At 63.8% G+C, this 19,845-nt stretch carries 18 protein-coding genes; 3 read left to right on the top strand and 15 right to left on the bottom strand.

Annotation, left to right across the window (positions count from 1 at the left end):
- The first annotated feature begins 137 nt into the window (after positions 1–137).
- Positions 138–2,066, top strand: a complete 1,929-nt coding sequence (locus PQG80_RS12260) for a beta-N-acetylhexosaminidase (protein ID WP_271751629.1) — start codon at positions 138–140, stop codon at positions 2,064–2,066.
- An 81-nt stretch (positions 2,067–2,147) separates the two neighbouring features.
- Here PQG80_RS12260 and PQG80_RS12255 read toward each other — a convergent pair whose 3' ends face one another.
- From PQG80_RS12255 to PQG80_RS12215, 9 genes are all read right to left on the bottom strand, one after another.
- Entirely contained in the window at positions 2,148–3,230 is a 1,083-nt protein-coding gene (locus tag PQG80_RS12255; protein WP_271751628.1) for a protein-glutamate methylesterase/protein-glutamine glutaminase, read from the bottom strand.
- 28 nt (positions 3,231–3,258) lie between these two features.
- Positions 3,259–4,050 (bottom strand): CheR family methyltransferase, encoded by a 792-nt coding sequence (locus PQG80_RS12250; protein WP_271751627.1) that lies wholly within the window; start codon positions 4,048–4,050, stop codon positions 3,259–3,261.
- 17 nt (positions 4,051–4,067) lie between these two features.
- A complete protein-coding gene (locus tag PQG80_RS12245) occupies positions 4,068–5,666 on the bottom strand; it encodes a methyl-accepting chemotaxis protein (RefSeq protein ID WP_271751626.1) in 1,599 nt (532 codons plus the stop codon).
- 28 nt (positions 5,667–5,694) lie between these two features.
- On the bottom strand, positions 5,695–7,839 hold the full coding sequence (locus tag PQG80_RS12240) for a chemotaxis protein CheA (RefSeq protein WP_271751625.1): 2,145 nt from the start codon (positions 7,837–7,839) through the stop codon (positions 5,695–5,697).
- Positions 7,840–7,851: 12 nt separating this feature from the next.
- A complete protein-coding gene (locus tag PQG80_RS12235) occupies positions 7,852–8,274 on the bottom strand; it encodes a chemotaxis protein CheW (RefSeq protein ID WP_271751624.1) in 423 nt (140 codons plus the stop codon).
- A 55-nt stretch (positions 8,275–8,329) separates the two neighbouring features.
- Positions 8,330–10,174: a methyl-accepting chemotaxis protein gene (locus PQG80_RS12230; protein WP_271751623.1), complete on the bottom strand. Its 1,845-nt coding sequence runs from the start codon at positions 10,172–10,174 to the stop codon at positions 8,330–8,332.
- Positions 10,171–10,551 (bottom strand): response regulator, encoded by a 381-nt coding sequence (locus tag PQG80_RS12225; protein WP_271751622.1) that lies wholly within the window; start codon positions 10,549–10,551, stop codon positions 10,171–10,173. Before PQG80_RS12225 ends, PQG80_RS12230 begins: the two co-directional genes overlap by 4 nt.
- A gap of 3 nt (positions 10,552–10,554) precedes the next feature.
- Positions 10,555–11,043: a chemotaxis protein CheX gene (locus PQG80_RS12220; protein ID WP_271751621.1), complete on the bottom strand. Its 489-nt coding sequence runs from the start codon at positions 11,041–11,043 to the stop codon at positions 10,555–10,557.
- A 205-nt stretch (positions 11,044–11,248) separates the two neighbouring features.
- A complete protein-coding gene (locus PQG80_RS12215; RefSeq protein ID WP_271751620.1) occupies positions 11,249–11,584 on the bottom strand; it encodes a winged helix-turn-helix transcriptional regulator in 336 nt (111 codons plus the stop codon).
- Positions 11,585–11,745: 161 nt separating this feature from the next.
- On the opposite strand from PQG80_RS12215, the gene PQG80_RS12210 reads away from it, so the two are divergent.
- A complete protein-coding gene (locus PQG80_RS12210) occupies positions 11,746–12,684 on the top strand; it encodes an aldo/keto reductase family protein (RefSeq protein WP_271751619.1) in 939 nt (312 codons plus the stop codon).
- A gap of 85 nt (positions 12,685–12,769) precedes the next feature.
- On the opposite strand, the gene PQG80_RS12205 is transcribed toward PQG80_RS12210, so the two are convergent.
- Genes PQG80_RS12205 through PQG80_RS12195 form a run of 3 tightly spaced genes read right to left on the bottom strand, consistent with a single transcriptional unit; the run spans position 12,770 to position 15,970 of the window.
- The gene (locus PQG80_RS12205; RefSeq protein ID WP_271751618.1) at positions 12,770–13,744 is read right to left on the bottom strand and encodes a 2,3-diaminopropionate biosynthesis protein SbnB; all 975 of its coding nucleotides are present in this window, start codon (positions 13,742–13,744) and stop codon (positions 12,770–12,772) included.
- Entirely contained in the window at positions 13,741–14,745 is a 1,005-nt protein-coding gene (gene sbnA, locus PQG80_RS12200) for a 2,3-diaminopropionate biosynthesis protein SbnA (RefSeq protein ID WP_271751617.1), read from the bottom strand. Before sbnA ends, PQG80_RS12205 begins: the two co-directional genes overlap by 4 nt.
- 13 nt (positions 14,746–14,758) lie before the next feature.
- On the bottom strand, positions 14,759–15,970 hold the full coding sequence (locus tag PQG80_RS12195) for a phenylacetate--CoA ligase family protein (RefSeq protein WP_271751616.1): 1,212 nt from the start codon (positions 15,968–15,970) through the stop codon (positions 14,759–14,761).
- A gap of 184 nt (positions 15,971–16,154) precedes the next feature.
- Here PQG80_RS12195 and PQG80_RS12190 point away from each other — a divergent pair, with 184 nt between their 5' ends.
- On the top strand, positions 16,155–16,940 hold the full coding sequence (locus PQG80_RS12190; protein WP_271751615.1) for a YheC/YheD family protein: 786 nt from the start codon (positions 16,155–16,157) through the stop codon (positions 16,938–16,940).
- Between the two features lie 123 nt (positions 16,941–17,063).
- Here PQG80_RS12190 and PQG80_RS12185 read toward each other — a convergent pair whose 3' ends face one another.
- The 3 genes from PQG80_RS12185 to PQG80_RS12175 form a co-directional block, all read right to left on the bottom strand.
- Positions 17,064–17,963 carry an aldo/keto reductase gene (locus tag PQG80_RS12185; protein ID WP_271751614.1) on the bottom strand — a complete coding sequence of 300 codons (900 nt, stop codon included), beginning with the start codon at positions 17,961–17,963 and terminating at the stop codon, positions 17,064–17,066.
- 135 nt (positions 17,964–18,098) lie between these two features.
- Positions 18,099–19,097, bottom strand: a complete 999-nt coding sequence (locus tag PQG80_RS12180) for a cell wall hydrolase (protein WP_271751613.1) — start codon at positions 19,095–19,097, stop codon at positions 18,099–18,101.
- 224 nt (positions 19,098–19,321) lie between these two features.
- The gene (locus tag PQG80_RS12175) at positions 19,322–19,786 is read right to left on the bottom strand and encodes a hypothetical protein (RefSeq protein WP_271751612.1); all 465 of its coding nucleotides are present in this window, start codon (positions 19,784–19,786) and stop codon (positions 19,322–19,324) included.
- Positions 19,787–19,845 lie beyond the last annotated feature (59 nt).

The following is a 19,845-nucleotide window of genomic DNA, read 5'->3' as shown; positions in this document are numbered from 1 at the left end:
CTAAACAATCATTTAAGAGGCCAAAACCAATGAATCCCCACCCCAATTTCCCGAAAGGTGTCCCTCCCGGCGTCGAACCGCGCGGCCGTATAATGACCCAAGCAAGTTAATCCGGGATAGACGGGCGGGATGGTAAGTTGAAGATTCGCTGGGAAGGGGAACGGACGGAGCTGTCGGCCGGGATTGGAGAGCTGGCGCCGGCGCTTGGCATCTTGGAGGCGGAAGACGGTATGCCCGTGCTGGTGGCGCCTTCCGCCGACGAGGACGAGCTGACCGTAACGATCGAGGCCGGGCCGGAAGGGCCGCGCGGGCTCATCCGGTACGGGCGCAAGCATCAATTCTACCGCGGACTCGGGCTCCTCGCGCAGCATGGCCGGACCGGCGCGCCATTCCGGATCGGGGAGCGCCAGCGGCTGCGGACGGTCGGACCGATGTTCGATCTGTCGCGGAACGCGGTGCTGACGCTCGACAGCTGGCGCGGGATGCTGCGGATGATGGCTTTGATGGGAATGAACGCGGTCATGCTGTACATGGAGGATACGTACGAGATCGCGGGCGAGCCCTACTTCGGCTACATGCGGGGCCGTTATTCCGAGGCGGAGCTGCGGGAGATCGACGACTACGCGGACTTGTTCGGCATCGAGGCGTTTCCAAGCATTCAGACGCTCGCGCATCTCGAGGAGTTCCTGAAGTGGGAGCAGGTCAAGGCCTACAAGGACACGAAGGGCGCGCTGCTCGCGGAGGACGAACGGGTAGACGCGCTCGTCGGGCGCATGATCGATGCGGCGACGGCCCCTTTTCGCAGCCGGAAGCTGCATGTCGGCATGGACGAGGCCGAGGAGGTCGGACGCGGCAAGTACCTGGATCGCTTCGGATACAAGAGCCGCCTGGAGATTATGGCCGGCCATCTGGAGCGCGTCCTGGACGCCGCCCGCCGCAGAGGATTGAGGGCGATGATGTGGAGCGACATGTTCCTCAAGCTCGCGTCCGCGGGGGGCGAAGATTATTACGACAAAAACACCCGGATCCCCGAGGAGATGGCCCGCCTCGTCCCGAAGGACGTCGACATGGTGTATTGGGATTATACCCACACGGAGCAGGACGATTACCGTCAGCTGATCGATCGGCATCGTCCGCTCGGCTGCAATCTCGTATTCGCCGGCGCGGTCTGGATCTTCAACACGTTCGGCGTCAACTACGGCCTGTCGCTCCGGGCGACGGACAGCGCGCTCACCGTATGCAAGCAAGAGGGCGTCGGCGAGGTCTACGCGACGATGTGGGGAGACGACGGCAACGAGAGCAACCCGTTCATCGCGCTGCTCGGCCTGCAATACTACGCGGAGCACGCCTACACGGAGGGCAGCCCGGAATGGTCGCAGGTCGCGGAACGCGCCAAGTTCGTGACCGGCATCGAGGCGGAGTCGTTCCTGCGGCTGCGCTATCTCGACGAGACGCCCGGCTCGGAGCCCAATAACGAGAAGCAGAGCAACCCGTCCAAGTTTCTGCTCTACCAGGACGTACTGCTCGGGGTATTCGACCGGCAGATCGAGGGTCTGCCGATGGCGTCGCATTACGCGGAGCTGGAAAAAGCCATCTCCGCCGGACGCGATCCCGCGGCCGAGATGGACAATCTGTTCGAGGTGCCTCAGCGTCTGTGCGCCGTGCTGAAGCAGAAGAGCGAGATCGGCATCGCGCTCAAGCGGGCGTATGATGCAGGAGACCTGACGCGGCTGCGGCACATCGCGGAGCAAGAGCTGCCGGCGATCTCGGCAGCCGTGCAAGCGCTGCGCGCCGCGCACCGCGACCAGTGGCACGGCATGTTCAAGCCGTTCGGCTGGGAGGTGCTGGACATCCGCTACGGCGGCGTAACGAACCGGCTGGATACGGCCGCGACGAGGTTGATCGCCTACGCGGACGGCCGCCTGGCGCGGATCGAGGAGCTGGAGCAGGAACGGCTGGTATACAGCAGCGCCAACCGATTCAACAACAAGGGCGTGGGCTGGAGCAGCTTCTACTACCGGATGGCTTCGCCGAACGTGTTCTATCATGTGCTGAATCCGTTCTGAGCGGCATCGCGCAAAAAGGAAGCCGGCGTTGACGGCTTCCTTTTTTGCGTGATGCGGCGGCTGGAGTGCCGGCCGGCTGCGTCAATCCCTGCCCGTGACCTGAAGAATCTTGGCGGCGATCCGGCCGAGCGGCACGACGTGCTCCACGCAGCCCAGCTCTACCGCGGACCGCGGCATACCGTAGACGACGCACGTCTCCTGCGCTTCTGCGATCGTCGAGGCGGCGCCGAGCTCCTTGGCCAGCAGCATGCCTCGCGCACCGTCCTGGCCCATGCCCGTCATGATCACGTAGTGGCGCTTCAGCTTGCTCAAGCGGGCCACGGACTCGAACAGCACGTCCACGGAGGGACGGTGGCCGCTGCGCAGCGGGTCCTCCGCGAGCTTGACGAAGTACTCGCCGCCCTTCTCGAGCACCGTCAGATGCCGGTCGCCCGGCGCAATGTAGACGCGGCCGCCGCGGACGGACTCGCCGTCCACCGCCTCGGACACGTTCACCTGGCAGATCGTGTCGAGCCGATCGGCGAGCGACTTGGTGAATCTGGGCGGCATATGCTGCACGACGAGCACCGGGTACGGGTACCCCGCGGGCAGCGCGGTCAGGACGGCGTCCAGCGCGCGCGGCCCCCCAGTCGAAGTGCCGATCGCGACCACGTGGCCGAACGTCCTGGGCCCGGGCGTCTTCCCGCCGGCCCGCGGCAGCAGGGAGCGCTTGGCTGCGGCGTGGGCGGTGGGCGGCTGCTCCGCCGGCTTCAACGCGGTCCGCGGCACCTTCGCGGCGGCCTTCACCTTCTGGATCAGTTCCACCTTGACCTTGTGCAGGTCGAAGGAGGTCGAGCCGGACGGCTTGCCCACAAAATCCACGGCGCCTCGCTGCAAGGCGCCGACGGTGGCCGCCGCCCCCTCCTGCGTCTGCGAGCTCAGCATGACGATCGGGACCGGACGCGCCCGCATGATCGCGGATAGCGCGTCGAGGCCGTTCATGCCGGGCATCTCGACATCCATCGTGATGACGTCCGGCTCCAGCCGCTCCGCCATCGCGACCGCCTCGTTCCCGTTAGCGGCCGTCCCCTGCACGGAGAGCGCCGGATCCTCCTCGAGCAGCCGTTTGATCAGATTGCGCATGAAGATCGAATCGTCGACGATCAACACCCGAATCGCGGTCATCGCTTCGATCACTCCCCTCGTTTACCCCTTACGTTTTGCGATAGAAGAAGGCGTCCGCCGTCTCGAGTCCGTACCGGTCCGGCTGGAATACCTGCTCCGTCCCCCCAATGAACAGATACCCGCCTTGGCTCAGGGACTTCGAGAAGCTGCGGAAAACGCTATCCTTGGCCTCGTCGGTAAAATAGATCAGCACGTTCCGGCAAACGATGAGATCGAAGCCGTTCTCGTACGGATCGGCCAGCAGATTGTGCTGCTTGAACGCGACGCTGCGCTTGATCTCCTCGGAGACGGCATACGTATCGCCGCGCGCCTTGAAATGCCGGTCGAGTATCGGCTTGGGCACCTCTCGCACCGAAGCTGCGCCATAGACGCCTTCCCGCGCACGTTCCAGCGCCCCTTTGTCGATATCGGTCGCGAGCACCTCGTACTCGTGGCGCCTCAGCAAGCCCGACAGCACGATCGATAGCGTATAAGGCTCGTCCCCTGTCGAGCATGCCGCGCTCCAGCAGCGCAGCTTGCCCCGGGTCGCGGTCAGCTCGGGCACGATCTTCTGCGCCAGAACCTCCCATCGCCTGGCGTTGCGGTAGAACTCCGACACGTTGATCGTCATGCGGTCGAGGAACTCCTCGTACAGCTCCGCGTCCCGCACCATGCCTTCGTACAGTTCGCAGAACGTCCGGTAGCCGCGCCGGTCCCTGAACGTGGCGAGCCTTCTGCGCATCTGGTCCTCTTTGTATTGCAGCAGGTCGATCCCCGTCCTGCTCCTTAGCTTGTTCACGAACTGCGCGAAATCGAGATCGCCCGCCGTCGCTGCCGCCATCGCTTATCCCGCCTTTTCTATGCTTTGCCGGTGCGGAACATCGCGACCGACGCGCTTAATTCGTCCGCCAGCTGGGCGAGCGTCTGCGCCGTCGCCGCCGTCTCCTCGCTGCTCGCCGCCGATTCCTCGGCCGCCGCGGAGATGCTCTCGATGGACGCCATCATATCCGACGACTGCGCCGCCTGCTGCTCGCCCGCCGCCGCGATCTCGGCGACGCGCCCGGCCGATTCGCTGACCTTGGCGAGGATGCCGCCGAACGCCTCTCCGGTGCGGCGGGACCCGGCCAAGCCGTCCGCCACGGCCTCCACGCTGCGCCGCGTATTCGCCTGCATGCCCTTGATGATCGCCGTGATCTGCTTGGTCGCTTCGCCGCTCCGCTCCGCGAGCTTGCGCACTTCGTCCGCCACGACGGCGAAGCCGCGCCCTTGATCGCCTGCGCGGGCCGCCTCGATCGCCGCGTTCAAGGCGAGCAGGTTGGTCTGCTCGGCGATGTCGTCGATGACCGAGATAATCTCGCCGACCTGCTCCGAATCCTGCGCGAGCCGCGACATCTGCTCGTTCACCGAGGTCATGCCTTCGATCGACGCCTGCACGACGCGGCTGCCGTCCTGGGCGATGTCCATCGCCTCGTTGGACAGATCCGACGCGTGCTCGGCGCTGCGGGCGACGGAGCCGATCGCCTCCGACAATTCCTTGAACAGCTCGGTCATCGTCTGCGCGGCATGCGCCTGGCTGGTGCTGCCGCCGGCGATCTCTTCCGTGCTGGCCGATATCTGCTGCGTGGCGGACGATACGTTCTCCGCGGAGTGCTGGATGCGCCCGACCGTGACCCGCAGGTCCTCGATCATGCGATTGACCGACGCCGCCAGCTGGCCGACCTCGTCTCTCGTATCGATGTCCGAGGTCTCCCGCAGATCGCCTTGGGCCACGCGGCCGACGAGCTCGACCGTGCGGCGCAGCGGGCGGGAGATCAGTCTGGAAATATAGAACCCGAGTCCGATGCTAAGGAGCAGCGCCAGCCCCATGAGGGAGAATGTCGACGCCCTCGCCTCAGCATAGGTCTGATCGCCTTCCTCGCTAGATGCATCGGCGATCTTCACGTTCAGCGCGACGAGATCGTCCAGTTCCTTGGACGCGGCGTCGCCCGTACTCTTCAAGTCGCCCTTAATCAACTTCGCAAACTTGTCCGCTTCGCCTTCTTTCGCGAGCCGCAGCCCCTCCTGCAACTTGGATTCGTAAGCTTTCCATGCTTCGTCGAATTGCCCAAGCAGCGCCGTCTCCTCGGCGGACAACTTCGTCTGACGGTAGATGTCTACTTGGCGGAGCGCTTCCTCCCGGGCGTTCGTTATTTCTCCCTCATATGCCTGCTTTTCCGATTCATTCTCGGCATAGGCCTCGTAATTTCTGAGATTTACGCGGATCAGCTCGTACTGCGTCTGCGCCTCGGATAGGCTCGCGATCGGGATCAGATTGTTGTCGTACATGTTGCTTAGCTCATCGTTGACGCTGCCGAGCTGCCTGAGGCCCGTCAGGCCGATGAAGACCAACAATACGGCCATCAAAGCGAAAGCGATGCTCAATTTCTGGGATATCTTCAAGTGACTGAACCATTTCATGGCCGTTCCCCCCCTCATTTTTTATCTATCATCTGGTTGCCGTTCTGCCGAATAAGGAGGATATCTCGAGGATCGGCGCTACGCTGCCGTCGCCCAGGATCGTCGCCCCGGCGATGCCTTCCACTTTGCCGATATAGGCGCCCAACGACTTGATGACGATCTCCTGGTTGCCGATCAGCTCGTCCACCGTCAGGGCGAGCCGCTTCTCCGCCGAGCCGATGATGACCAGCGGAATATGCTTTGCACCGCCGTTCCGCTGCGGGACGCCGAATCTGTCGCGGATGTCCGCCACCGGGATGATCTGATCGCGGATCAGGACGACCGGCTGGCCGCGCACAGACTTGATCTCGTCCGCCGGCACCCGCACGATCTCCGCGATATTGTTCATCGGAATAATCAGCGTCTGTCCGCCGCACTTGACCTGCAGCCCGATGATGATGGCCAGCGTCAGCGGCAGCTTGATCTTGAACGTCGTCCCCCGGCCGAGTACGGACTCGATGTCGATCATCCCGTTCAGCCGCTCGATATGGCTGCCGACGATGTCCATGCCGACGCCGCGTCCGGATACGTCGCTCACCTGCTGCGCGGTCGAGAAGCCGGGGCGGAAGATCAGATCGATCGCCTCCCGGTCTCCGAGCGCGTCCGCGTCCTCCTGGGAAATGATGCCCTTCTTGACTGCCGACGTTCTCATCCTGTCCGGGTCGATCCCGGCGCCGTCATCCTCTACGTAGATTACGACCTGATTGTCCTCGTGCGCGGCCCTGATGCGCAGGAGGCCCTGGCGGGGCTTGCCCGCCCGCTCCCGGACTTCGGGCAGCTCGAGGCCGTGATCGACGGCGTTGCGGATGAGATGGATGAGGGGGTCGGCGATCTCCTCGATGAGCGTACGGTCCAGCTCGGTGTCCTGGCCCTCCATGACGAGCTCCAGCTCCTTGCCCAGATCGCGGGAGAGATCCCGGATCATCCGCGGGAACCGGCCCATCAGCTGCTCGATCGGCAGCATCCTCGCCTTCATGACGCTCTCCTGCAGATCGCCGACGATCCGCGAGAAATGATCCGCGATATGCCCGAGCTCGCCGACCGAGTCGTCCTGGAAGCGCCTGCGCTGGGTGCGCGCCACCTGCTGGATGCGGGTCTGCTCGATGACGAGCTCGCCGACGAGGTTCATCAGGTCGTCGAGCCGTTCCACGCTGACGCGAATCGTCTGGGCCTTGGCCTTGACCGCCGGGGACGGGGAGCCCGTCCCGGCAGCCGGTTGAGACGACGGAGCCGCGGACGGCTGCAATGGGCGCTGCGGGTACTGCGTTTCCGGCTGCTGCGGTTCCGACGGGTGCCGCCGCGGATCGACGGCCTGCGATGCGTCCATGTTCAGCTCTTCCGGAAGGACAGGAAATACGCCTGCCCAGGCCACGTCCGCCAGGCCGGCCGCCTGCGTCTCGAGCGACTCCGGCTCCTGCATTCCCGCGTAGAGATAGGTCAGCTCGAGCGCCGCGTCCGCGCTCTCGCCGATGCTCTCGTAGTCCGGCGACGCTAGCAATACCTCGCCCCATTCGGCGAGCATCGTCTGGATGACGTACGCTCTCGCGCCCTGGATGAAGCAATCGGGCGCCAGGCGCATGCTCACCCACATCAGGCGCTGGCCTTGCTCGAGCAAGCCGCTCGCGTGGAGCCGAACGGACAACGACAGCTCGGGGCGGGCCGAACCGGCATCGCCGGCCGCGCAAGTCCGCGGCTCATGAAGCGGCAGACCGGCGACCGCGTCGTGCGCCGACCGATGAGCCGCACGCTCGTCTTCCTCTCCGGACTCGTACCGCTCCAGCGCGCGAACGCAGTCCGTGACGTCTACGGTGATGCAGTCTCGCGCCAAGATGTCCCCTTTCATCAGCTTCAGGTGGTCGAGGGCGCGGAACAAGAGGTCGATCATCTCGGGCGTGACCGTCCGTTCCTTGGACCGGACCAGATCGAGCAGGTGTTCCATCCGGTGGGTCAGCCGCTTCATCTCCTCGAAGCCCATCGCTGCCGACGAGCCCTTCAGCGTATGCGCCGCCCGGAACAGGCTTTGGATGACCTCGACGGACCCGCTGTTCCGCTCGAGCTCCATGATGACCTCGTCCATCAGCTGAAGCTGTTCGTCCAGCTCCTCCAGAAATATTTCTTTATACTCGGACAGCAATTCGGTAGCCCCCTAATCTCGAAGCAAAACTTCCTCCAGCTGCAGGATGCCGACCAATCCCCCGGCGGCAATCCCGATTCCGGTGAACAGCCTCCCGTCCAGTCCGCCGAAGCGGCCTTGCGGCGCCTGGATATCGTTGAACGTCGTCACCTTGCTGACGCGGTCGACGACGATGCCGACCGCATCGTCGGCGTGGTTCACGACGACGATGCGCGTCTGCTTCGTATGCGTCTGCTCCTCCATGCCGAACAGGTCGCGCAGGCTGAGCACCGGCACGATCTTGCCCCGGAGATTGATAACGCCTTTGACGTATGGCATGACGCCCGGAATATGCGTGATCTCCTGCATCTTGATGATCTCGTGAATGTCCTGAATGCGAATCGCGTACTGCTCGCGATCGATCCCGAACTCGACGTACTGCTCTTGCGCCGTCATGGGCGGATGCCCCCTCTATTGTCATAAGCGCCCGCATGCCGCGGGCGCTAGCGGATCAGGATCCTTTGATTTTAAACACCGACGCGGACTCGTGCAGGCGCTCCGCGAGCGCCGCCAGCGACTGGGACGTGGAGGCGGTCTCCTCCGACGCTGCGGCCGCCTCCTCGCTGGCGGCCGAGATGCTCTCGATGGAGCGTCTGACTTCGTCGGACTGCACCGCCTGCCGTTCGCTGGAGGCGGCGATCTCCCCGACCTTGCGCTCCGTGGCGGCGATCATGGAGAGGATCCGTTCGAACGCCTCGCCCGTCTCCCTGGATTGGCTGACGCCGTCCGCCACCGCCTCCACGCTGCGTTCCGTGTTGCGCTGCATTTCCTTGATGATGGCCGAGATCTGCTTGGTCGCCTCGCCGCTGCGCTCCGCGAGCTTGCGGACCTCGTCGGCGACGACCGCGAAGCCGCGCCCTTGGTCGCCCGCGCGGGCGGCTTCGATCGCCGCGTTCAGCGCGAGCAGGTTCGTCTGCTCCGCGATATCGCCGATCACCTCGAGGATCTCGCCGATCTTGGCGCTGTCGTCCGCCAGATGCGCGACCTGGTCGCTGACCTGGCCCATGCTGGCTACGGACTGGCGTACGACGCCGCCGCCTTCCCGGGCGATCGTCGACGTCTGCGAGGCGAGGCGGGACGCTTCCTCCGCGCCCTCCGCCACGGCCGCGATCGCCGCGGACAGCTCGCCGAAGCGATCCCGGATGTCCAGCGCCGCTTCGGATTGCACGTTCGTGCCGCTGGCGATCTCGTGCGTGCTCGCCGAGATCTGCTCCGAGGAGGCCGCCACGTTTTCCGAAGAGCGTACGACGTCCCCGATGAGCGCCCGCAGCTTGTCCACCATCCGGTTGACGGCCGCGGAGAGCTGTCCGAGCTCGTCCTTGCCTCGCACCGGCACTTCCTCGGTCAGATCGCCGTCCGCGATTCGCTCCGTCGCCTGCATCAGACGCCTTAGCGGCACCGTAATCGAGCGGATGAGCCATACGGCGAGCAGCAGACCGATCAGGGCGGATACCGCGATGACGACGACCGTCGTGTACAAAATGCCGCGAGTGGCGTCCGCGACCTCGCTAATCTCGATCGTGCCCATTATCTTCCAGCCGGTCAGCTTGTTCGTTGCGTAGGCCGCTTCCTTTTTCACGCCGTCCAGCGTGTAGTCCACGACGCCGCTGTCGGTACTGTAGACGCGCTCAATGTAGCTATTGGTATTCGGCCCTCCCGGCTGCTTGGTCGGATGGGCGAGATAGTTGCGGTTGTTGTCCAGGATGAAGATATATCCCTTTTCGCCGACCTTGTAATGCTTGATCTGTTCGCTGAGTTCCTTCAAGCCGACGACCGCGCCGACCACGCCGCTGCCGTCTTGCACGGTTTTGGCGATGACGACGATCATCTCGCCGCTCGACGCGGACGCCATGGGCGGCGAGACGATCGCCTGACCCGGATGCTCCATGGCCAGTTTGTACCAGTCCCGCTGGCGCGGATCGTAATCGGCGCTCAGCGTAGACGGCGGCACGGATGCGGTCTCTCCGCTGGCCGTACCGAAGATGACATTGGCAAAGTTGTCCTTGGCGGCCTGGAACGGCGCGAGCCGCTTCTCCGCCTCGCCTGGCCCGCCTGCAGCAAGCAGCTTCGCGCTCATCACGCTGGCCAGGTAGTCGACGTCCCGCATTCCGTCGCGGATCTGCTCTTCGATTTTCATATCCGCCGATTGCACGCTCTCTATGGCCGCGCCCTGGATCTGCGACGCGACCTCCGAGGCCGCGCTGCGGTAGGAGAACCATCCGATCGCCGAGCTCGGCAGGATCAGCAGGACCAAGAAAATCAGCGTCAGACGATTTTTGACCGATATGTTTTTCACGCGACCGGCTTCCCTTCCGCATGGAGCAGCTTGTTCAGGGATTCGATCACGCGGTCCTCCTGGAACGGCTTGACGATGAAGTCCTTCGCGCCCGCTTGAATGGCCTGGATGATCATGCCTTGCTGCCCCATGGCGGAGCACATGATGATCCGCGCGTCCGCATGGTTCGCCCTAATCTGCCGCACCGCCTCGATTCCCTCCATGACCGGCATCGTGATATCCATCGTTACGAGATCCGGCTTCAGCATGGCGTATTTTTCGACCGCGACCGCGCCGTTCTCGGCCTCTCCGACGACCTCGTGCCCGCCCTTTTGCAGAATCGACTTCAGCATCATCCGCATAAACGCGGCATCGTCTACGACCAGTACTCTTGCCATGCGTTACACCTTCCCTTCGGAATCTTTGGAAATATAGAGACAGAGCTCGCCCGCGCCTTCAAAAACGAGAGCAGCCTTAGCGGCGTTGGTCAATCCGTAGATTTGCATCTTGCCCGACATGACGGTGGGCGGCGTGATGTCGATCCTGCGTCCCCTGCCGTAAAACAGCGTCGCCGCTTGCCCCGCGATCATGTTGGCCAGCTCTCCGACGAAGGATTGCAGCATCTCGCCTTCCAGCCTCATGCCGAACATCGATTCGCCGAGCTTGCCGAACGCTTCGCCCTCGCCGAGCAGAACGATCCGCCCGTAGATATCCCCCGTAATGCCGATCAGAACGCCCCACTCTTCCTGCCATTCCGGCTCGCCTTGGGGAGGCGCGACGGAGAGCGGCAGCGGCACGATCTGGCGCATGGCGCTCAGGATGTCCTGCAGCAGCTCGTCCGACGGCTCATTGTCCGTGCTTCTGTCGATTGCTGGCGCATTTATACTCATGATGGCCCCCTTGACCAGTTATTTCGAACTATATTAATCATAAAGTCCCGACTTTCGCCTGTAACCGAAAATCCGTTGCGCGGTACCGCAAATATAAGCGGAATCGGCCGCATTTCTTGCGGCGGCGCGCAAAAGCGCATAAAAAAAGCTGTCGGGAAAGTCCCGACAGCCCTCTTCAAACGATCCCCCGTATCCGTCCAGCGGCCTACGTCCACTTCGCCGCCCACAGCTTCATTTCCTTGACGATGCGGTGCAGGTCCTCGCCCTTCGGAGTCAGCGTATACTCGACCGTGACGGGCACGGTCGGATACACGTGCCGCTCGAGCACGCCCTTCGTCTCCATGTGGCGAAGCGTGCTGGTGAGCGCGCGCGGGCTGACGGCGGGGATGAGACGCTGGAGCTCGCCGAACCTGCGGGTGCCGCAGAACAGCTCTCGCAGAACCAGAAACGCCCACTTTCCGCCAAGCACGTCCAGCGTTTTTTCGATATTGCAGTCGATGATTTGCGGCTCCTTGGGGATGTAGCTGCTGCTCTGTGTCATATGGCCTAATGCGCTCCTTTTCATCGCTATACTTTGTATAGTTGGTATATCCGGTATCATTTAATGATAAATTATTCACTACTTCCCGTCCAGCATGGGGTTGCCTATACTGGGGAAGGAGCCGAAGGGCTCGGACATTCTACGGAATAGAGGTGCGTACGATGAATTATCGGAGGTTGGGCGCAAGCGGCCTGAAGGTAAGCGAGATCAGCCTGGGCAGCTGGCTGACGTACGGCGGTTACGTGGAAAAGCAAAACGCGGTGAAGGCGATCGAGACCGCTTACGATCTGGGCATTAACTTTTTCGATACGGCGAACGTGTACGAGCGGGGCGCGGCCGAAGTCGTCGTCGGCGAGACGTTGCGGGCGTATCCGCGCGAATCCTACGTGCTGGCGACCAAGGTATTCTGGCCGATGGGCGACGGCCCCAACGACCGCGGCCTCTCGCGCAAGCACGTCACGGAGCAGGCCAATGCCAGCCTCAAGCGGCTGGGCCTCGACTACGTCGACATTCTCTACTGCCACCGCTACGATCCGGAGACGCCGGTCTACGAGACGCTGCGCGCGATCGACGACCTGGTCCGCCAGGGCAAGGTGCTGTACGTCGGCGTCAGCGAGTGGACGGCGGCCAACATCGCCGAGGGCCTGGCGTCGGCGGACAAGTACCTCCTGGACCGCATCGTGGTCAATCAACCGGTCTACAATATGTTCAACCGCTACATCGAGAAAGAGGTCCTGCCGCTCAGCGAACGGAACGGCATCGGACAAGTCGTCTTCTCGCCGCTCGCGCAGGGGCTGCTGACGGGCAAGTACAGCTCGGTGGACGCCATCCCCGAAGACAGCCGCGCGGCCAAGCTCGAGTGGGTGCGTAACGGCATCACCGAGGAGAAAATCGCGCAGGTGAAGCAGCTCGGCAGCATCGCGGGCGAGCTCGGCGTCACGATCGGCCAGCTCGCGCTGGCATGGATCCTGCGTCAGCCGGGCGTATCCAGCGCGCTGGTCGGCGCGAGCCGTCCGGAGCAGGTGACGGAGAATGCCGCCGCTTCCGGCGTCGCGCTCTCCGCCGACGTGCTGGAGAAGATCGAGGCTATTCTGGCGTAGTTGTTGTTTTTGCGCCGCCGATAGACGACAAGGAGCCGTCAGGGAAGAAGATCCCTGGCGGCTTTTCCACGTGGGCCGGAGACGGTCAGCAGCCGTCCTCAAGCGCGATGCCGACGCCCAGCTCCGCCGCGCGCCGCGCGTAATCCCCGGCGATCGCGATATCGAAGACGCCGAGTCCCATCGGGTTGAAGAAGATGGGCTTGCCAGCGGGGATCGGCCGCAGCGCTCCGCGGCACACGACGTCCGCGAGCGTGAGCGCATCGGATTCGACCAGTCCGCATTCCGCGTGCAGCCGCTCGATGTCCGTGTTCTCCCGGCATACCTCGGCCCAGTCGTCCACGATCGGCGCGGCCTTGCCGTGTACGCTGCCGGGTTCATAATCGCGCAGCGACACGTTGAGCAGCAGCGACCCGGCGGGCGGCGCCTCGTCGACGTACCGCTCCGCGGATACGGTGCACGTCGCGAACACGTCCGACGCGCGATAGGCCGCGCGCCAGTCGTCCGCGATGTCGACGATGCCGCGCAGGCGGACGGGGATCGTCTGCGGATCGATCGGGCGCAGGTCGAAGAGCGTCGCCCGCTTCAGCCGGTCGCCGAGCAGGGCCGCGCACATGTCGAGATGGAGACGGCCGATCGGTCCCCAGCCGACGATGCCGAGCCGCACCTCCTCGGGCCGCCGAGCCTCCAGATACGCCTGCAGCATGAGGCCGCTGACCGCGGCCGCGCGCAAGCCGTTCAGCAGGCCGCTCCGGACGAACGCATAGGGGATGCCCGACTGCGCGTCGTTGAGGACGATCGCGTTGCTCGCGCGCGGCAGGCCGCGGCGGATATTGCCGGGGAAGCCGGCCACCCACTTGATGCCGGCCAGACCGAACGAGCCGCCGACGTAAGCCGGCATCGCGATGATGCGGTTGGTTCTGTCCCCATAGCGCAGGTATGTCTTAACCGGACTGACGCATGCGCCCCGATCCCGTTCCCGGACGACCGCCTCCGCGATGCCGGTCAGCCGCCGCCAATCGATGCCGAGCGAGCGGATATGCCCGTCATGCAGATAGATCATGGGCCGCCCCCTCCGTTTTCCTCCGCGCCGGTCGCCGACGGTCCTGCTTCCGCGCCCAGTTCCCGCCGTACCCATTCGTCGTCGTATACGGTATCCATATACCGCTCGCCCCGGTCCGGCAGGATCGCGGCGCACACCGATCCGGCGGGTATATCTCCGCTCATCCGCCGGATCGCCGCGACCACGCCGCCGGAGGACGCGCCTGCGAGAATCGCCTCGTACCGCACGAGATCGCGGCAGCCCCGCACGCAATCGGCATCCGATACGCGCAGGGCGAAGTCCGCGAGCGCCAGCTCGTGCAGGTCAGGCACCTGCGCGGCGCCCAATCCGGGGAATCTCCGCCGTCCCTGGGACCCGCCGAACAGCGCGCTGCCCTCCGCATCCACCGCCACGATCTTCGTCGTCCAACCCCGATCCCGGACGTAATCCCTGCAGCCGCGGATCGTGCCGCACGAGCTGACGCCGCAGAACAGATAATCGACGGCCCCGAGCCGCTCCCCGATCTCGCGCATCGTCGTCTCCGCATGGGCCAGCGCATTGTCCGGGTTGCCGTATTGGTTGGTCCAGTACGCTCCCGGTATCTCCCGCACCAGCTCGCGTACCCGCCGGATTCGCGCAGGCAGGTACTCCCCCGTCTCCGCGTCCGGCGTCGCCACGAGCTCAATATCGCCGCCGAAGCTGCGGATGATCTGGAGATGGCGCTGCGTCGTCCTAGGATCGACTACGCAGACGAAGCGCAGCCCCATATAGGCGCACAGCTGCGCGATGCTGATGCCCAGATTGCCCGAGCTCGACTCGACGATCACGCTGCCTTCGCCCACCTCGCCGCGCCTGATCGCTTCCCGCAGCATGTACAGGGCCGGGCGGTCTTTGGCGCTGCCTCCCGGATTCATCCATTCCAGCTTGCCGTGCACCTCGAACGGCGCGTCGCGGTACAGCCTCCCCAGCCTGACGAGGGGCGTGCGGCCGATCGCGTCTGCGATGCCTCCTTCGAGCCTCATGCGAATCCGACCTTTACGTATAAAATATTTTTTTATTCTTGACGGAGCCGCGGCTCCGCTCGTCGTCGTAGCCGGGTTCGGCGACGACCTCGATACCGGCCAGCATGCCGCCGCGGATCATGGCGCCGATCTCGGGAATGCGGTCCTGCAGTTCCTCGCGCACCCGGCCGAGCAGCGCTTGGTCCGCGTTCGCGCCGTGCAGATGGACGCGCAGCGCGTTGCCCGCCACGTTAACGCGCACGCTCGCATCCCTGATGTGCCGGTAGACGGCGTCCTCGATGTCGTAGATGCTGATTTTCTCCCCGTGCTTCAAGTCGGGGCCGATGCGCTTCACGATGCTGCGGAAGCTCTGCCGCCGCTCGCCGTCCACGACGATGGGACGCAGGTCGCGGACGACGTCGTAGGTGACGTAGCGCAGCGCCGGAAACGCCTCCCTCACATACGACGTCAGCACGAGCACCTGCTCGCCCGCCGGCAGCGGCTCGTATCCCTCGCCGAGCGCTTCGGCGCCGACGCCTTCGGCTTCGAGTCCTTCCGTCAGCACGTAGCGGCCGTGCCGACGGTCGTAATACGCGATCGTGCCGATCTCGATCGAGCCGTACGTGTCGGCGACCGCGTCCGGTCCGATGCCCAGCTTCTCCGCCGCATGCCGGATCCAGCCGGGCGCGGCGATCTCTCCGACCAGGATGACCCGTCGTACGCCGAACGCGAGCGGATCGTCAGCGGCGAGCAGGATGCGGTCCAGAATCGAAGGCATCGTATAGAGCACCTCGGGCCGAATGCGCTTCAACTCCTCGATATGACGCCCGATCGGTTCCCTGAACGACAGCGTATGGACCTCCATCCCGAGGCTGCGAAATACGCTCGCGGCCGTCGCTTCGGCATGCCCCGTCCCCATGTCCGAGGCCGCGGTCCGATAACCTGCGTTCCCCAGAATTTGTCGGAAAACATCCAGCTTGATGCGCAAGTAATCCGCTTCGTCCCGCTCGGAGTAGTAGATCGTCTTGCGCAGACCCGAGCTCGTGCCTGAGGTCCGGTAACGGTACAAATCCCCGCCGCGCGCGAGCGGATTGTCTTCCGTATAATAATAGGCCTCCAGCACGGGAGCCGTGATCAGCGGCAATGAACGGGGCGCTCCCCCCTCCCGTGCCTGAAGCTGGCGGTACCAAGGGAAATGCTGCGCCGTCCGCTCGGCGAGGGCCTCTCGGCCCGCAGGCTCGGACATCCGATCCACTCCTTGCCCGTTGCAGGTCGAGGCCTAATTCGGGATGTTATCACCATATGTCGCGGGGCGGCCCGACGTTCGGAGAATGGTCGATTGCAGGAGCTCGATCGTCAGCGCGGACAATCGCAAACAATCCCTCATGTTCGTATGATAGGTAAAGGCTAATTCCGGGGAGGCGCGCGCCATGAAAAAGAGCAAGAAACAGACCGTTTCCAGCAAGCTGGTCAAAACCGGGCTGCTGCGCGGCGGAAGGCTGGGCAGGCATGTGCCGCGCACCGTTCCATTGTCTTGGGACCGGCTGCGGAGGATGCTGGGGAAGAGCGGGATGGTCTACGCGAAACCCGACACCGGCTCTCAGGGCATCGGCATTATGCGCGTCGATCGCGGAAAAGGCTACTATCGTTATCAATTGGGGACGGAGCGGCGGCGGTTTCGTACGCATGTCGGCCTATACCGGTCCATGCGGCGCCAAATAGGCGCGAGACGCTATCTCATCCAACAAGGCGTTCATGTCCTTCGGCACGAGGGCCGCCCATTCGATTTTCGGGTCATGACCCAGAAAAACGCGGCCGGACGCTGGGTCAATACGGGCATCGCAGGCCGTGTCGCCCACCCTGGCAAGATCGTATCCAACGGCAGTCAAGGCGGCACGATCTACGAGGCCGCCCGATTGCTCCGTCCCATCGCCGGACGCGCGAGAGCCGCGCGGCTGATCGGCGGCATGCGCGGGCTGGCGCTGCTGGCAGCCGAGCGGTTCGGGCGGGCGTATCCGGCCATGAACGAGCTCGGCATCGACATCGCCGTCGACCGCGGATTGAAGCCCTGGATCCTGGAAGTGAACACCAGGCCGGACCCGTGTCCGTTCGCCAAGCTGGACGACCGGACGGCGATACGCAGGATCGTGCGTTATGGGCGCGGATACGGCAGGCGATATTGCTTGAGGTGCGGAAAGGCCAAAAAGGGGCAGTAACGGCGCGCCCCGCCGTAAAAGTAAAAGCATTCCCCGGCTCAATCCGTCCCCACCTCTGCCCGGACAAAGCAAATACCCCGATCAGCCGTCATGGACGACCGTCGGGGTGTGCTTCACCGCTATTTATTCTAATCCGATCCAATCTTCCTCCGCGACCGACCGCCAACGCTCGCGGATCGCCTCGTACTCCGCCGCCGGCAGCGCGCCCGCAGTCAACAGCCCGGCATTGGACGCCCAGCGGTCCGGATTGGCGGTGCCCACGATCGCGGAGTGCACGCCCGGCGTCGACAGCGTGAAACGCAGCGCCTTGCCGACAGACTCCTGCAAGTCGCCCTTCAGGAAATCGTACTTCAGCTTCTGTAGCCGCTGCCAGTACGGGTACTCGTAAGCCTTGGAATCCGGCGCTTCGGCATGCCGCCAGGCCACGTTGGCCACGGGCCGCTTGATGACGACCCCCATGCCGCGCTCGGCCGCTTCGCGCAAGGCAAGGTCCGCCGCCTCCTGATCCGCGATGTTCAGAGACGTCATGAGGGAATCGAAGGCGCCCGTGCGGACGGCGTACAAGGCATTCGTATGATCGCCGCTATAGCCGATGAACCGGGTCTTGCCCTGTTCCTTGGCGCGCTTCAGCACGTCGATGACGTCGCCCTGTCTCAGCACCTCCTCGCTGCAGCTATGAAGATGGATGACATCGACGTAGTCCGTCTTCAGCCGCTCCAGGCTCCGGTCGATGCTCTGCGCCAGCATGCGCGGATCCCAGTCGGGCAGATCGAGGCCCGCCGCATGTCCGCACTTGGTGAATAGGAAATAGTCGCTGCGCCGGCCCGCGACCGCTCGCCCGATGAGCTCCTCGCTGTTTTTATAGCATTCCGCCGTATCGATGAGATTTAGCCCGGCGTCCAGCGCGCTGCTAAGCAGCCTGTCTACGTCTCGCTGGGCGGCGTCTCCGAAGCCGATCTCCGCGCCCCCGAATCCGAGCACGCTCACCTGCATGCCGGTCTTGCCGTAAGCTCTCTTCTCCATGACATTCGCCTCTTTCCGTAGAATCTACAATCAGTTTACCCAATCTCTCACGCTTGCGCCCGATAAGACAAAGGAGCGAGGCCTCTGCCCCGCTCCCTGCTGTAAATCTCATGGCACTGCGGCGGAATCCTCCGCTCAGGCGAACACGTGATGGCCGATCTTCTTGATCCCTTTGACCCGCTTGGCCTTGGAAGGCTCGAGCTGCGGATTAAAGAAGGACAAAGCCCCGGGAACGTTGTTCTCGCCGGACAAGGCGGCCTTCGCCGCGCGGATGCTGTCCTTGGAGGGCGTCTCCCGCTCGAGGCTGCCGTTGCCTGCCGGAGAAAACTGGCCTGGCGCGTAAATGACGCCTCTGACGGTGTCGGGATACCGGTCGTTGTGCATCCGGTTCATCACGACGTTCGCCACGGCGAGCTTACCCGCGTACGGTTCGCTCCCGGCCTCGGCCTCCACCAGCTTCGCCAGCAAGGTCAGGTCTGCCGGGTCGATCGCCTCCGCGGCCGCGGCCGTCGCCTTCTGCTCGGAGACGTCCGGGTCCATGAACTCGGGCGCCACGACCTTGAGCAGCTGGCCGACCGCGAGCGCCTCGCCGGTCAGCCCGTTGCGTACCTTGAGCGCGCTAGCCGTCGTATCGTGCGCCTCGGCGATGCGCCAGAGCGTGTCGCCCGCGGCTACCGCGTACAGCGCTTCCTGGCGAAGGACGGCGGCTTTCTCCTGGTCCTTCCAGCCGACGCTGGCGTTCATCGACTCGGCGACGACGCGCAGCGGCGCGTAGGTGACGCCGTCCTTCAACCGGACCGTGCCGCCGATATCGAACGTGCGTCCGTTCAGCGCGACGTCGGACGACCCCGCCTTGAAGGCGAGCACGTCGCCCAGCTGGTTGCGAACCGTCGTGCGCCCGGATTCTCCGTCGTAATCGAGCTGCCAGCCCATCAGATCCGCGATCTCCTTGACCGGCGCGTATGTCCACCCGCCGACCGTCCATAGGCCTCTGCTTAATTCGACTTTGCTGTCTGCTATGTATAGAGTGTTATTCGTGCTATTCGTGCCTGCATACGCCGCGCCCGCTCCGAGCGCCAGAAAAAGCGCGAGAGCCATGGCCGCGATTCGGGTCAGCCGTTGAATGGCCTTCATCTCCTTTGTAACGGAATGAACGCAATAATGATCTGCACTGTTCGCTATTATACAGACTACGAATAGGAAAAATTTAAAAATGAGTGATTTTTCATCCTGGGAAAGCGCTTGCTTGTCCGAAATCCTTCTAAAACGGCGATCATTAACGGCCTTAATGCCCGGCGTCGGGGCAAATCCGAGCATGCGAAAAACCGCGCCCGAATCGGGCGCGGCGATCGATCGCGTTACTTTTTGGCGCTTCTGCGCTTGGCCGCGCGGCGCATTCTGCCCCGCAGCACGATCTTCAGAATCTCGCCGAAGTTCGGCCGCAGGCCGTTCTGCTGGATCTCCAGGATGTCGGCGTCCGACAACGTCAGCGTAGTGGCGATGAGCGACGAAGCCTTATTGTCGAAGTTGAAATCCGCCAAGTCATCGACGCTGCCGGTACTGAACTTCACGTACTCGCCTTTATAATTGTTGTTCTCGAACAGCACCACGGTGCCGCTCCCGGTAGGCGAGGAGAAGCGCAGACTCTCGATGTCGTCGTTCAGGTTGACCGAGGACAGACGCTGCACGCCGATGTTGCCTCGAAACTGCTTGGCCGGACCCGAGAAGTTGGTGCCCGGGTACACCTGCAGCAGCGGCTGGAGCACCCTCGCCTTCGCACGTTTGGGCGCCGCTTTCGCGACCGGCTTTCTTTTGTTGATCATTTACAAATCCCTCCTTGATCGGTGATACTCCAATCTATGGAGACAAGCACCCGAGGGAT

Origin of the sequence: Cohnella rhizoplanae (assembly GCF_948329515.1) — a bacterium.
Classification (GTDB): Bacteria; Bacillota; Bacilli; order Paenibacillales; family Paenibacillaceae; genus Cohnella; species Cohnella rhizoplanae.
The sequence above is the reverse complement of the archived record's forward strand: the minus strand, read 5'-3'. Positions and strand labels throughout refer to the sequence as shown.